The 14,611-nt window shown below is 53.4% G+C and carries 12 protein-coding genes and 1 other RNA gene; 12 read left to right on the top strand and 1 reads right to left on the bottom strand.

The window, feature by feature from the left end; genetic code table 11:
* Window positions 1–26 precede the first annotated feature (26 nt).
* A complete protein-coding gene (gene garD, locus ACF8PE_RS15405) occupies window positions 27–1,598 on the bottom strand; it encodes a galactarate dehydratase (protein ID WP_077226317.1) in 1,572 nt (523 codons plus the stop codon).
* A 413-nt stretch (window positions 1,599–2,011) separates the two neighbouring features.
* On the opposite strand from garD, the gene ACF8PE_RS15400 reads away from it, so the two are divergent.
* The 12 genes from ACF8PE_RS15400 (at window position 2,012) to tdcD (ending at window position 14,606) form a co-directional block, all read left to right on the top strand.
* Entirely contained in the window at window positions 2,012–3,346 is a 1,335-nt protein-coding gene (locus tag ACF8PE_RS15400; RefSeq protein ID WP_392495053.1) for an MFS transporter, read from the top strand.
* 15 nt (window positions 3,347–3,361) lie between these two features.
* Entirely contained in the window at window positions 3,362–4,132 is a 771-nt protein-coding gene (garL, locus tag ACF8PE_RS15395) for a 2-dehydro-3-deoxyglucarate aldolase (RefSeq protein WP_032614360.1), read from the top strand.
* A gap of 24 nt (window positions 4,133–4,156) precedes the next feature.
* Entirely contained in the window at window positions 4,157–5,047 is an 891-nt protein-coding gene (gene garR, locus ACF8PE_RS15390) for a 2-hydroxy-3-oxopropionate reductase (RefSeq protein ID WP_032614359.1), read from the top strand.
* A gap of 60 nt (window positions 5,048–5,107) precedes the next feature.
* Entirely contained in the window at window positions 5,108–6,253 is a 1,146-nt protein-coding gene (garK, locus tag ACF8PE_RS15385) for a glycerate 2-kinase (protein ID WP_032614357.1), read from the top strand.
* Window positions 6,254–6,285: 32 nt separating this feature from the next.
* Window positions 6,286–6,663: RNase P RNA component class A (gene rnpB / locus ACF8PE_RS15380), an RNA gene on the top strand.
* Between the two features lie 511 nt (window positions 6,664–7,174).
* Window positions 7,175–8,713, top strand: a complete 1,539-nt coding sequence (locus tag ACF8PE_RS15375) for an S-type pyocin domain-containing protein (protein ID WP_072010748.1) — start codon at window positions 7,175–7,177, stop codon at window positions 8,711–8,713.
* Window positions 8,710–8,964: a hypothetical protein gene (locus ACF8PE_RS15370; protein ID WP_032614356.1), complete on the top strand. Its 255-nt coding sequence runs from the start codon at window positions 8,710–8,712 to the stop codon at window positions 8,962–8,964. The genes ACF8PE_RS15375 and ACF8PE_RS15370 overlap by 4 nt, the downstream gene beginning before the upstream one ends.
* A gap of 5 nt (window positions 8,965–8,969) precedes the next feature.
* Window positions 8,970–9,233, top strand: coding sequence for a CPCC family cysteine-rich protein (locus ACF8PE_RS15365; protein ID WP_071886411.1), 264 nt, complete (start codon window positions 8,970–8,972; stop codon window positions 9,231–9,233).
* A 762-nt stretch (window positions 9,234–9,995) separates the two neighbouring features.
* Complete coding sequence (tdcA, locus tag ACF8PE_RS15360; protein ID WP_032614355.1) at window positions 9,996–10,934, top strand: transcriptional regulator TdcA; 939 nt, start codon at window positions 9,996–9,998, stop codon at window positions 10,932–10,934.
* A gap of 100 nt (window positions 10,935–11,034) precedes the next feature.
* The gene (gene tdcB, locus ACF8PE_RS15355) at window positions 11,035–12,024 is read left to right on the top strand and encodes a bifunctional threonine ammonia-lyase/L-serine ammonia-lyase TdcB (RefSeq protein ID WP_032614354.1); all 990 of its coding nucleotides are present in this window, start codon (window positions 11,035–11,037) and stop codon (window positions 12,022–12,024) included.
* Between the two features lie 11 nt (window positions 12,025–12,035).
* The gene (gene tdcC, locus ACF8PE_RS15350; RefSeq protein ID WP_077226319.1) at window positions 12,036–13,367 is read left to right on the top strand and encodes a threonine/serine transporter TdcC; all 1,332 of its coding nucleotides are present in this window, start codon (window positions 12,036–12,038) and stop codon (window positions 13,365–13,367) included.
* Window positions 13,368–13,397: 30 nt separating this feature from the next.
* Complete coding sequence (tdcD, locus tag ACF8PE_RS15345; RefSeq protein WP_117386353.1) at window positions 13,398–14,606, top strand: propionate kinase; 1,209 nt, start codon at window positions 13,398–13,400, stop codon at window positions 14,604–14,606.
* Window positions 14,607–14,611 lie beyond the last annotated feature (5 nt).

Here is a 14,611-nt window from a genome sequence, read left to right as displayed (position 1 = left end):
CCATGCTAAAGAGGTTTACTGCACTATCAGGTCACAGGAGCCGGGTTAAATACCGCCAGCTGATTGTGTAATCCCCACTGATCCGAGAAGGTTTTCTTGCGACCGCTGGCCACGTCGAGAATAAAGTGGAACAGCTTCCAGCCCACATCCTCAATCGTCTCTTCGCCCGTAGCGATGGTGCCAGCGTTGATATCCATCAGATCAAACCAACGGTTAGCCAGCTCGGTACGCGTCGCCATTTTAATGACGGGAACGGCCATCAGGCCGTACGGCGTACCGCGCCCGGTGGTGAACACCTGCACGGTGATCCCGGAGGCCACCTGCTGGGTGCCACAGACGAAATCGCTGGCTGGCGTGGCGGCATAGATCAGGCCGCGTTTGGTCGGACGCTGACCCGGCGAGAGCACCTCAACAATGGCGCTCTGGCCCGATTTGGCGATAGAGCCAAGGGCTTTTTCCACCACGTTCGCCAGGCCGCCTTTCTTGTTGCCCGGCGAGGGGTTGGCGCTGCGGTCGGTTTTGCCCATGTCGAGATAATTATCGTACCAGGCCATCTCTTCCAACAGGCGTTTACCCACCTCTTCGTTGATGGCGCGCGGCGTGAGCAGGTGAATGGCATCCCGCACTTCGGTCACTTCCGAGAACATCACCGTGGCGCCGCAGCGCACCAGCAGGTCCGAGGCATAACCCACGGCCGGGTTAGCAGTCACGCCGGAGAAGGCATCGCTGCCGCCGCACTGCATGCCTACTACCAGCTCAGAGGCCGGGCAGGTTTCACGCTTACGCTGGTTCAGCTTCGCCAGATGGCGCTCAGCTACCTGCAAAATGTCGTCGACCATGGAACGGAAACCGACGTGCTGCTCATCCTGCAAACGCACGACGCTGGCGCTATCGACAGGAATGGCCTGCGTATCTTCCGTGCCCTGTAACAGTTTTTCCGGGACCAGTTTTTCGCAACCGAGGCCCACCACCATCACTTCGCCGCCAAAGTTCGGGTTTAGCGCGATATTGTGAATGGTACGGATCGGCACAATCGCCGCCGGGGCGTTGATCGCCACGCCGCAGCCGTACAGATGGTTCAGACCCACCACGCCGTCAACGTTCGGGTATTTTGGCAGCAGGTCACGCTCAATAATCTTCACCACGAAATCGACCACGCCCGCCACGCAGTGCACGCTGGTGCTGATACCAAGCAGGTTTTTGGTGCCAACGCTGCCGTCTGGATTGCGGAAGCCTTCAAAGGTATAGCCTTCCAGGGCTGGCATTGGCTCCGGCACGCGGGTCGCCAGCGGCAGGGTGTTCAGCGGCGGCGCTTCAGGAAGCGCAACCAGGGATTCGTCAATCCAGCTGCCCTGCGGGATCGCCCGTACGGCATAGCCAATGACTTCGCCGTAACGCACAATTTCGCCCTGCGCCGGGATATCGACCAGCGCCACTTTATGGCCCTGCGGAATATGTTCGATCAGTTCAAGCCCGTCCGGGAAACGCGTTCCGGCTTTTAACCCCTGATCGTTAACAATAATCGCCACGTTATCGGTGTCGTGCACCTTAATATAAAACGCGCCCGGTGACGTTTGTCGAATTTCGATGTCGGCCATTGTCCAGTATTCTCCAGCGAGTGGGGATAATTAATTTGTCAAAGAGTACGTGTATTTTCTTGTTATCGGAAATAAAGACTCTGCTCAGTGGAATAAAGAATGTCAGGCGCAGGAAATTAAAAATGTGATGTCGATCACTCATTTTTGACATGCGCCCAGGCGTAAGGGGGGCAATGGCGAAATCTGTGCATCAGCGCCCAGGTTGTTGTGCATATGCTCAATATTATATTCATTTAAGACTTCATAATTGAGCGATGCAACAATGCGGGGCAGAGGGCGGTTGATTATACTCATTAACGATTTCGTGGCTCCGGGTTTATTAACCGGGTTTGCCTGCTACTGCTGAAATAATCAGGAATACCTCTTTCTTAAAATAATAAAAATAATTCGCTGATGTACCAGAGGAAATACAAATGTTGCTGGATACTACTGTTGAAACAAAAAAGGTGGCTCCGACCCGCTATTTAATACTGCTTATTATCTTTATTGTTACCGCCGTCAATTACGCCGACCGCGCCACGCTCTCTATTGCCGGAACGGAAGTTGCTAAAGAACTTCAGTTAAGCGCCGTGTCGATGGGGTATATCTTCTCCGCCTTCGGCTGGGCCTACCTGCTCATGCAGATCCCCGGCGGCTGGCTGCTGGACAAGTTCGGTTCGAAAAAAGTTTATACGTACAGCCTGTTCTTCTGGTCACTGTTTACCTTCCTGCAGGGCTTTGTTGACCTCTTCCCGCTGGCGTGGGCTGGCGTGTCGATGTTCTTTATGCGCTTTATGCTCGGCTTCTCCGAAGCACCGTCTTTCCCGGCCAACGCCCGTATTGTGGCGGCCTGGTTCCCGACCAAAGAGCGCGGTACGGCATCGGCCATTTTTAACTCCGCCCAATATTTCTCGCTGGCGCTATTCTCTCCGCTGCTCGGCTGGCTGACCTTCGCCTGGGGCTGGGAGCATGTCTTTACCGTGATGGGCGTGATTGGCTTTGTGCTGACCGGCCTGTGGGTGAAGCTGATTCATAACCCAACCGACCATCCACGTATGACTGCCGAAGAGCTGAAATTTATTAAGGACGGCGGCGCGGTAGTCGATATGGACCATAAAAAGCCGGGCGATAAAGCGGCCAACGGTCCGAAGCTGCATTACATCAAACAGTTATTGTCCAACCGCATGATGCTGGGCGTATTTTTCGGACAATACTTTATCAATACCATCACCTGGTTCTTCCTCACCTGGTTCCCGATTTATCTGGTGCAGGAGAAGGGGATGTCGATCCTGAAGGTGGGCCTGGTGGCGTCGATTCCGGCACTGTGCGGGTTTGCCGGTGGCGTACTGGGCGGCGTGTTCTCGGATCACCTGATTAAGAAAGGGAAGTCGATTACCCTGGCGCGTAAGCTGCCGATTGTGCTGGGTATGCTGCTGGCCTCCTCAATCATTCTGTGCAACTACACCAATAACACCGCGCTGGTGGTGGCCCTGATGGCGCTGGCCTTCTTCGGCAAAGGGTTTTGTGCCCTGGGCTGGCCGGTGATTTCCGATACCGCACCAAAAGAGATTGTTGGGCTGTGTGGCGGTGTGTTTAACGTCTTTGGCAACGTAGCGTCAATCGTCACTCCGCTGGTGATTGGCTATCTGGTCAGTGAGCTGCATTCGTTCAACGCGGCACTGGTATTTGTAGGCTGTTCCGCGCTGATGGCGATGTTCTGCTACCTGTTCGTAGTGGGTGACATCAAACGTATGGAATTGCAGAAATAAGCAAAGGTATAAGCGATGAGTAACGATATTTTCCCGAACAAATTTAAAGCGGCCCTCGCGGCGCATCAGATTCAGATCGGTTGCTGGTCCGCGCTGGCAAGTCCTATCAGCACCGAAGTGCTGGGGCTGGCAGGTTTTGACTGGCTGGTCCTGGACGGTGAACATGCGCCGAACGACATCACTACGTTTATCCCGCAGCTGATGGCGCTGAAAGGCAGCCACAGCGCGCCGGTAGTGCGTGTCCCGACCAATGAGCCGGTGATCATTAAGCGCCTGCTGGATATCGGCTTCTACAACTTCCTGATTCCGTTTGTGGAAAACGAGGAAGAGGCGGTGCAGGCGGTGGCTTCCACCCGCTATCCGCCAGAAGGTATTCGCGGCGTGTCGGTCTCCCATCGCGCCAACATGTTTGGCACCGTACCGGATTACCTGGCCCAGTCAAATAAGAACATCACCATCCTGGTACAGATCGAGAGCCAGCAGGGCGTGGACAACGTCGATGCTATCGCCGCCACTGACGGCGTGGACGGCATCTTTGTCGGCCCAAGCGACCTGGCTGCGGCATTCGGCCATCTCGGCAATGCCAACCACCCGGAAGTGCAGCGCGCCATTCAGCACATCTTTGCCCGCGCCAAAGCACACGGTAAGCCGGCTGGCATTCTGGCACCGGTTGAAGCCGATGCCCGCCGCTATCTGGAATGGGGTGCGACCTTTGTTGCCGTCGGCAGCGACCTCGGCGTGTTCCGCTCTGCAACGCAGAAATTAGCTGATTCCTTTAAGAAATAACCACCACAGAAAGAGAGAGACGTTATGACACTGAAAGTTGGTTTTATTGGCCTGGGTATCATGGGTAAACCAATGAGTAAAAACCTCATCAAAGCAGGTTACTCACTGGTGGTTGCAGACCGTAACCCGGAAGCCATTGCCGAAGTGATTGCCGCTGGCGCAGAAACGGCGGCCACGGCAAAGGCGATTGCCGAGCAGTGCGATGTGATCATCACCATGCTGCCAAACTCCCCGCACGTGCAAGAAGTGGCGCTGGGCGAAGGCGGCATCATTGAAGGCGCTAAACCCGGCACCGTGCTGATCGACATGAGTTCCATCGCACCGCTGGCCAGTCGCGAAATCAGCGAAGCGCTGAAAGCAAAAGGCATCGACATGCTGGATGCGCCTGTGAGCGGCGGCGAGCCGAAAGCCATCGACGGTACCCTCTCTGTGATGGTGGGCGGCGACAAGGCCATTTTCGACAAATATTACGATCTGCTGAAAGCGATGGCTGGCTCTGTGGTACATACCGGTGAAATTGGCGCAGGTAACGTCACCAAGCTGGCAAACCAGGTGATTGTGGCCCTGAACATCGCAGCCATGTCCGAAGCCCTGACCCTGGCGACCAAAGCGGGTGTTAACCCGGATCTGGTGTATCAGGCGATCCGTGGCGGCCTGGCGGGCAGCACCGTGCTGGATGCCAAAGCGCCGATGGTGATGGATCGTAACTTCAAGCCTGGCTTCCGTATCGATCTGCACATTAAAGATCTGGCTAACGCGCTGGACACCTCCCACGGCGTAGGCGCGCAACTGCCGCTCACTGCGGCGGTGATGGAGATGATGCAGGCCCTGCGTGCCGACGGACTGGGCACGGCCGACCACAGCGCCATTGCCTGCTATTACGAAAAACTGGCGAAAGTCGAAGTCTCTCGCTAACAAAGACGGGCGCGGGAACGCGCCCGCTATTTTTGCCTTAAGCGGTAACAGGCTATAACTATGAAAATCGTAATCGCCCCTGACTCTTACAAAGAAAGCCTGTCTGCCACCGAGGTAGCGCGGGCGATAGAAAAAGGCTTTCGGGAGATCTTTCCCGATGCAGAGTATGTTTCGGTTCCCGTGGCGGATGGCGGGGAAGGAACGGTTGAAGCGATGATTGCCGCCACCAACGGCACGATGCAGCACGCGGTAGTGACGGGACCACTGGGCGAAAGCGTTAACGCCTGCTGGGGGATCTCCGGCGATGGCGTAACGGCGTTTATTGAGATGGCAGCGGCAAGCGGCCTGGCTCTGGTTCCGCCAGCCCAGCGTAACCCATTGGTTACCACCTCTCGCGGCACGGGCGAGCTGATCCTCGCTGCACTGGATAAAGGCGCGCGCAATATCATTATCGGTATTGGCGGCAGCGCCACTAACGACGGCGGCGCCGGGATGGTACAGGCGCTGGGCGCAAAACTGACCGATGCCAACGGGACTGATATCGGCCACGGCGGCGGCAGTCTGATGGCGCTGAACAATATCGATATTTCGGCCCTCGATCCGCGCCTTAAAACCTGCGCGATCCGGGTGGCTTGTGATGTGAGCAATCCGCTGATCGGCGAGCAGGGCGCATCCCATATCTTCGGCCCACAGAAAGGGGCCACGGAAGCCACCATTCAGGAGCTGGACAAGAATCTTTCCCACTACGCTGATGTGATTAATACCGCGCTGCGTATTGATGTCAAAAATGTGCCTGGCGCGGGTGCGGCTGGAGGAATGGGCGCTGCGCTAATGGCGTTCCTCGGCGCGGAGCTAAAGAGCGGCATAGAAATTGTTACCCAGGCGCTGAATCTCGAAGAGCATATTCATGACTGCACCTGGGTGGTGACAGGTGAAGGGCGTCTGGACAGTCAAAGTATTCACGGCAAAGTGCCGGTAGGCGTGGCGCGCGTCGCCAGCAAATACCATAAACCGGTGATCGGCATTGCCGGCAGCCTGACCAGCGATGTCGGTATTGTGCACCAGTACGGCATCGACGCGGTGTTCAGTGTCCTGACCAGCATCAGCACTCTGGAAGAGGCGTTCCGCGGCGCGTTTGACAATATTTACCGCGCCTCGCGCAATATCGCCGCCACTCTGCAGGTCGGGATGCTCACCGAAGGGTGACAGCGGGGCACAAACCCTCTATACTGCGCGCCGAAGCTGACCAGACAGTCGCCGCTTCGTCGTCGTCCCTTTCGGGGGAGACGGGCGGAGGGGAGGAAAGTCCGGGCTCCATAGGGCAGGGTGCCAGGTAACGCCTGGGGGGGAAACCCACGACCAGTGCAACAGAGAGCAAACCGCCGATGGCCCACGCAAGTGGGATCAGGTAAGGGTGAAAGGGTGCGGTAAGAGCGCACCGCGCGGCTGGTAACAGTCCGTGGCACGGTAAACTCCACCCGGAGCAAGGCCAAATAGGGGTTCACATGGTACGGCCCGTACTGAACCCGGGTAGGCTGCTTGAGCCAGTGAGCGATTGCTGGCCTAGATGAATGACTGTTCAACGACAGAACCCGGCTTATCGGTCAGCTTCAACTTCTTCTAAAACAATACGTTGGTGTGTCCCTGGTGCTCAGAAGCAGAATTGGGATACTTAATGGGATACACCAACGGTTGCAACATCCCCCTACACTCCGCCGTAACGACATTTATTATGTCTACTTTCGTTTGTCCGATCGCCAGATTTTCCGCTGCTCTTTTATGAACGGATAGTTCACGTCGCGGTTGATTTATTATTTCTCGTCTCCATCCACACATATCACTTATCACTCCTCAGACTTGGCAGGAAAGGCGTAGCCGTGTGCATATCCTGAAGCGGCGTACCACTTCATTCTGCTGTTAGCATGTTTGTTTAACATGGTTTCGTCTCACCAACTGCTCTTGACTACAACCTAATATTTTTCGAGCTGAATGAATTGCGCTAAAACATTCACAGAAAGATTATTTGAAATAAAGTTTCATTTTCTGAAAAAGCCAATTTTTGTGAAAGGTTATTGTTCATACAATGAATAGTACATTAACGTTAATACATTTTAAGTAGAGGGAGTTATGGCAAAGGGATACATCCTCCATATGTACGATCCTACCACGTGTGGGGGACGCATATTGGACGGAGCACCTAACCGGCGAACCAATGGCACTTCTATTGCGCGGATGGGTGACCGGGTATCGTGTGGTAAAGATGGCAATATATACCGCATAGTCGGTGGCATTGGATGGATTAAAACGGATGGTCGCCTTGTTGCAGGCAGTCTGCACAGTTTCAGTAGTTGCCCGTGCAATGCAAAAATAATCCCGCAGATAACCGTACAAGCCTATGACTCGCTCAGCGAATCCAGAATGTTTTCACCGGTGGTAGCAACGACACCATCGACAGTCGTTTCCTCACATTTGTCGCCAGTAGTCAGCCGGGCTGCACTATTACCTGTTCCTGTCTTTGCTAAATCCCGCGAGCGCGGCACAGGGAATACTGATGCAGGAAAGCAGCAGGAGCCGCACACCAATTTTGCAGAAATGGGGCTTTTCCGGGCAGCACCTGCTGCTGATGCCGCAATAGATTTTGATGCACCACAACATGCACAGACGGCGAAGAAAAAGCCGCCAGCGCCCGAAGATATCTCAAAACCGAAGAAGCGCAGCGCCCTGTATAAGTGGTTAAACGGCAATCATGAAGAGATACAATATCAGGCCGCTGTTGCAGCTGCTGCCAGTGCGAGCAGAGCACAGACAGCCACCGCAGGCGCTGGCGTTCTTGAACAGGTTGCCGGACGTTTTGCTACTTATGGGACGTGGGCGGTACAAGGTACGGAAATTGCCGCTGGTGGCGTTGGAGCCTCCGTTGCCGGATTCCTGGTAGGCATGATGCCCGGCAAACTCAATGAAGGAGAACAGGACTTCATTGACCGTATGCGCCTTGCACAGATGCGTGAAGCTCCCTCGCGTGTCCGCTTTACATGGGAGGATAGCAGCAACGGACATCCCGTTCCGCATGGATACCACACGCCACCGGGTAAGGATATGGTGCGTGTCCGCAAGATGGAATGGGACCGCCGCTATGAGGCGTACACCTTTGCCACTGAGGAAGAAAAGTCGGTAACCATCATCTGGACTCCAGATCATTCTGACGTCAACACGCCGTCAAACACAGGCAACCAGACACCGCCAAGGCTATCGGGGGCAATACCTGTTGACCCGCTACCGGATGATAGCCGCATCGCAACAACGACCACTCCGGCCCCGGATGAGAAGAGCTTCGCGGATTACATTCTGATCCTGCCAGTGTCAGACATCCCGCCGATTTATATCTATCTAAATGCGGATCACAAATACCATGTAGCGCCACGAGGTACTCCGCCATTACCCGCTTTTCCAGATGCAAAAACGGCTAAGAAAAGAACACCAGTAAAAGGAGGGGGAACTTTACGTTCAAGATGGAAGGATTCTAAAGGACGCATTTTTGAGTGGGATTCCCAGCACGGTACAGTTGAAATGTATGATCGTTCAGGTAGAAATCATCTCGGGGAATTTGATCCTGTATCAGGAGAGCAGACCAAACCGGCAGATCCAACAAGAAGGGTTGAGAAATGACAATTATTTATACTGTTGATGCATTTGATCGTGTAGATGAACTACTTGTTTTTGAGGTTGAAGTGCCTAAAGAGAAACTTCCCGAGATTAGTAAAGTCATGGGGTGGACCGAAGAAGACTATAACGATTTTGTGGCTGGGCTTGGAGGCTGGAACCTTACTGACCAAAAGGTTAGAGCTATTGAAGGTATTTTAAGTAAAAAATTCTATCAGGAAGATCTGGATTTTCAGATTTCAGGTGGAGAAATTTAAAATTGATGGCTCATAAACACTCGTGCCCTTGCTGCTGTCAGTATGAATTCCCCGGAAAGGAGAGTTATGAGATTCGCCCGGTTTTCAATTGGGAAGATGATCCTGTTCAGGCTGAAGAACCTGACTACAAAGGCGGGGCTAATGTTTTGAGTTTAAACGAAGCGCGCGAGCATTCCGGCAAGGCTGAAAGGTATGTTAGCTCTGCTTTGATGGATCTTATCCGTGAGCGAATGGCTGGGCTTAATTCCGCCCTTCCTTTTGCTTGTTAACCTGTTTTATCTGTTACATAAAGTGAGAGATACAGTCTGTGGCACAAGACAATCCCAGCGCCGCAGATGCCTGACGTATGCTTGAACGAACCCGGCTTATCGGTCAGCTTCAACTTCTTCAACAAAACCCCGCTTCGGCGGGGTTTTTGCTTTCTGAGGCAACCCTGCAAGCAGAACGAATTATTAAATTTGCGACAATAAGCACATTTCACTGCTTTTTGTCCAAATGCCACTACACACTCAAAAAGAGCTGCCTGGCAGGTGACATTAATCACTATGAAGCAGGCGTTTTGCAGTGTTAGATATTTGTTGCCTGCTTGTGTCTTCTTTTAATATTCATTAACCGTATATTCATATTGAATACATTCACTAGATGAATAATGTGATGCGCGGCACCCTTTATCCCTCAATATCCCTTCGATTATTGTTTTATTTTAAAAATTGCATCGTTTTTTAATTAAGAAAATGGCGAATAATTACGCTTTTATTGCCTGAAAGTTCGCCTTTATTATGATTTAAAATTGCATTTAAGCGCCTTCGGTTATCGCCATAAAATAAAGTTATCTTGTCGGTTTTTGTTGATCGATATCAGGCAATATCGTGATTTAATTATAGTTAACTCTATGTTTTATAAATGGTTTGTGTGATTTATTTAAAGGTGTAATGAACGTGGGAAATTAATTTGTGAGTAACAGCACATACCCCCGTTATCAATAATGGGTAGAATTCTTCATCGGGATAAGGAAATAAGCGCAGAATATAATGAACACTATTATTCTACCGAAGACACAGCACCTCGTCGTATTTCAGGAAGTCATTAAAAGTGGCTCTATCGGATCTGCGGCGAGGCAACTGGGCCTGACGCAGCCCGCCGTCAGCAAAATCATCAACGATATCGAATCTTACTTTGGCGTTGAGCTGATTGTGCGGAAGAACACGGGTGTGACCTTAACCAGCGCCGGGCAGACCCTACTCGCTTACTCCGAATCCATTACCCGCGAAATGAAGAATATGGTCAGCGAAATGAACACCCTGAGCTTCAGCACCGTTATCGACGTCTCCTTCGGTTACCCGTCGCTGATTGGCTTTACGTTCCTCTCCAGCATGATCAAAAAGTTCAAGGAAGTGTTCCCCAAAGCCCGTGTCTCGATGTTTGAAGCGCAGCTCTCCTCCTTCCTGCCCGCTATCCGTGACGGACGGCTGGATTTCGCCATCGGTACGTTGAGCGATGAGATGCTGTTACAGGATCTGCACGTGGAGCCGCTGTTTGAATCCGAGTTCGTGCTGGTGGCCAGTAAAACACGAACATGCACCGGCCCGACAACCCTGGCATCACTCACGCACGAACAGTGGGTGATGCCGCAAACCGACATGGGCTACTACAAAGAACTCTTAACGACCCTCCAGAACAACCACATCAGCATTGAAAACATTGTCCAGACCGATTCCGTGGTCACTATCTATAACCTGGTGCTGAATGCTGATTACCTCACGGTGATCCCGCGTGACATGATTGCCCCCTTCGGTTCGGATCAGTTTGTGGTGCTGCCTGTTGAAGAGGAATTACCCATTGCACGCTATGCGGCGGTGTGGTCGAAAAATTACCGTATTAAAAAATCAGCGTCGGTCTTAGTGGAATTAGCGAAGCAATATTCCGCACAAAATAGTGAACGACGAAAGCAGCCGATCATGGCTGAATAATTAACCGAACAATTTAACTGTTACGCATCTGGCGAATGTTAACGCATTCGTCCACGGCTGAACGTTGCTTAAAAATATTAACGCTTATTAAGAGGGTTTTATGCACATTACTTATCAACTCCCGGTAACGCTTGAAGATATACAAACTGCACGTAAACGCCTTGCAGGACGAATTTATAAAACCGGTATGCCGCGCTCAAATTATTTAAGCGAACGTTGTAAGGGCGAAATATACCTGAAGTTTGAAAATATGCAGCGTACCGGCTCCTTTAAGATCCGCGGCGCGTTTAATAAATTAAGTTCGCTGACCGAGGCCGAAAGACGCAAAGGGGTAGTGGCCTGTTCCGCTGGGAACCACGCACAGGGCGTTTCGCTCTCCTGCGCCATGTTGGGTATCGACGGAAAAGTGGTGATGCCGAAGGGTGCCCCAAAATCCAAAGTCGCGGCCACCCGCGATTATTCGGCGGAAGTGGTGCTCCATGGTGACAACTTCAACGACACCATTGCCAAAGTGAGTGAAATTGTCGAGATGGAAGGGCGTATTTTCATTCCTCCTTACGATGATGCGCTGGTCATTGCCGGGCAGGGCACTATTGGTCTGGAAATTCTGGAAGATCTGTACGACGTGGATAATGTCATTGTGCCCATCGGCGGCGGCGGGTTAATTGCCGGGATTGCCACCGCCATTAAATCCATTAATCCAACCATCAATATTATCGGCGTGCAGGCTGAAAATGTTCACGGTATGGCCTCTTCTTATTCTGCTGGTGAAATCATGAACCACCGCACCGCCGGGACATTAGCCGACGGCTGCGATGTTTCCCGCCCGGGTAAATTAACGTTCGAAATTGTGCAGGAATTAGTGGACGACATTGTGCTGGTGAGCGAAGACGATATTCGCAACAGCATGATCGCCCTCATCCAGCGTAACAAAGTGGTCACCGAAGGTGCAGGTGCCCTGGCTACCGCTGCGCTATTGAGCGGCAAGCTGGATCACTACATTCAGGGCCGCAAAACCGTGAGCATTATTTCCGGCGGTAATATCGATCTCTCCCGCGTTTCACACATCACTGGCTTAGTTGATGCCTGAAAGGACCTCCTATGAGCAATACTGAAAGCATTATCATTGGGCAGACAAAAACCGCCTCCTGGCGGAAATCCGATACCACCTGGACCCTCGGGCTGTTCGGTACGGCCATTGGCGCAGGGGTGCTGTTCTTCCCTATCCGCGCCGGTTTTGGCGGCCTGATCCCCATTTTACTGATGCTGGTGCTGGCCTATCCTATCGCCTTTTACTGCCACCGGGCGCTGGCGCGTTTGTGCCTGTCCGGCAGCAATCCGTCCGGGAATATCACCGAGACGGTGGAAGAGCACTTCGGTAAAACCGGCGGGGTGGTGATCACCTTCCTCTACTTCTTTGCCATTTGTCCACTGCTGTGGATCTACGGCGTCACTATTACCAACACTTTTATGACCTTCTGGGAAAACCAACTCCAGATGCCTGCATTGAACCGTGGCTTTGTCGCCCTGTTCCTGCTGTTGCTGATGGCGTTCGTTATCTGGTTTGGTAAAGACCTGATGGTGAAAGTGATGAGCTGGCTGGTGTTCCCGTTCATTGCCAGTCTGGTGCTGATTTCGCTGTCGCTGATCCCCTACTGGAACTCTGCGGTCATCGATCAGGTGAACCTGAGCGACATCTCCTTTACCGGCCACGATGGCATCCTGGTCACCGTCTGGCTGGGGATCTCCATCATGGTCTTCTCCTTTAACTTCTCACCTATCGTCTCCTCGTTTGTGGTCTCGAAGCGTGAAGAGTACGAAGGGGAGTTCGGCAAAGACTTTACCGAGCAGAAATGTTCCAAAATTATCGGCCGCGCCAGCATGCTGATGGTGGCGGTGGTAATGTTTTTCGCCTTTAGCTGCCTGTTTACCCTCTCTCCGCAGAACATGGCGGAAGCCAAAGCACAGAACATTCCAGTGCTCTCCTATCTGGCAAACCACTTTGCCTCGCTGTCCGGCACCAAATCAACCTTCGCCACCGTGCTGGAATACGGCGCATCGATCATCGCGCTGGTGGCCATCTTTAAATCCTTCTTCGGCCACTACCTGGGCACGCTGGAAGGGCTGAACGGCCTGGTACTGAAGTTTGGCTACAAAGGCGACAAGAAAAAAGTCTCCGTCGGCAAACTGAACACCATCAGCATGATTTTCATCATGGGGTCCACCTGGATTGTGGCTTACGCCAACCCGAACATTCTCGACCTGATCGAAGCCATGGGCGCGCCGATTATCGCCTCTCTGCTGTGCCTGTTGCCGATGTATGCCATCCGCAAAACGCCTGCGCTGGCGAAGTACAAAGGCAGAACCGAGAACATCTTCGTCACTCTGGTGGGGCTGCTGACCATCCTGAATATCGTCTACAAACTGTTCTGATTTAAGGCTCAGGAAGAGCGGAGTAATGACATGATTGAATTTCCGGTGGTATTGGTAATTAACTGTGGATCGTCTTCGGTGAAGTTCTCGGTGCTGGATGCGGCAAGCTGCGATGCGCTGGTGACGGGGCTGGCGGACGGCGTGAACACAGAGAACGCCTTTATTTCCGTGAATGGGGGCGAGCCAGTGAATCTGGCTCGCAAGGACTACGAAGGGGCGCTGGCAGCCATCGCCCTCGAGCTGGAAAAGCGCGATCTGATGAGCAGCGTGGCCTTAATTGGCCACCGCATCGCCCACGGCGGCAGCCTCTTCAGCGAGTCCACCCTCATCACCGAAACGGTTATCGAACAGATCCGGCGGGTTTCCCCCCTGGCTCCGCTGCACAACTATGCCAACCTCAGCGGCGTAGAAGCGGCACAGCACTTATTTCCGGGCGTACAGCAGGTGGCGGTGTTTGACACCAGTTTTCATCAGACGCTGCCGCCTCAGGCCTATCTGTATGGGCTGCCGTACCGCTATTTCGAGGAACTGGGCGTGCGCCGGTATGGTTTCCACGGCACGTCGCACCGCTATGTTGCCCGGCAGGCGCAGGAGTTACTGGATCTCCCGGCGGAAGACAGTGGCCTGGTCATCGCCCATCTTGGCAACGGGGCCTCTGTCTGTGCCGTGCGTAACGGGCAGAGCGTCGATACCTCAATGGGCATGACCCCGCTGGAAGGGCTGATGATGGGCACGCGCAGCGGCGATGTCGATTTCGGCGCGATAACGTGGATTGCCCAACAAACCGGGCAGTCGCTGGAGGATCTCGGGCGCGTCGTTAATAAAGAGTCTGGTTTGCTCGGGATTTCCGGCCTCTCTTCTGACCTGCGCACGCTGGAAAAAGCCTGGCACGACGGGCACGCGCGCGCCCGGCTGGCGATTGAGGTCTTTGTCCACCGCATCGCGCGCCACATCGCCGGGCATGCCGCCTCCCTGCACCGGCTGGACGGCATCATCTTTACCGGCGGAATTGGTGAAAACTCGGTGCTCATCCGCCAGCTGGTCACAGACCATCTGCACGTGTTCGGGATCGAACTGGATCGCACCCGCAATGCCCTGCCAAACAGCGAAGGCGAGCGGGTGATCACCGCCGCGGCCTCCCGCGTGGTTTGCGCAGTGATCCCCACTAACGAAGAAAAAATGATCGCGCTGGATGCCCTCCGTCTGGGAGAGGTTGGTCTGGCTGCGGCGTACGCCTGATACAG

The organism is Leclercia sp. GLN_9 (assembly GCF_043105735.1).
Taxonomy (GTDB): domain Bacteria; phylum Pseudomonadota; class Gammaproteobacteria; order Enterobacterales; family Enterobacteriaceae; genus Enterobacter; species Enterobacter adecarboxylatus.
The sequence above is the reverse complement of the archived record's forward strand: the minus strand, read 5'-3'. Positions and strand labels throughout refer to the sequence as shown.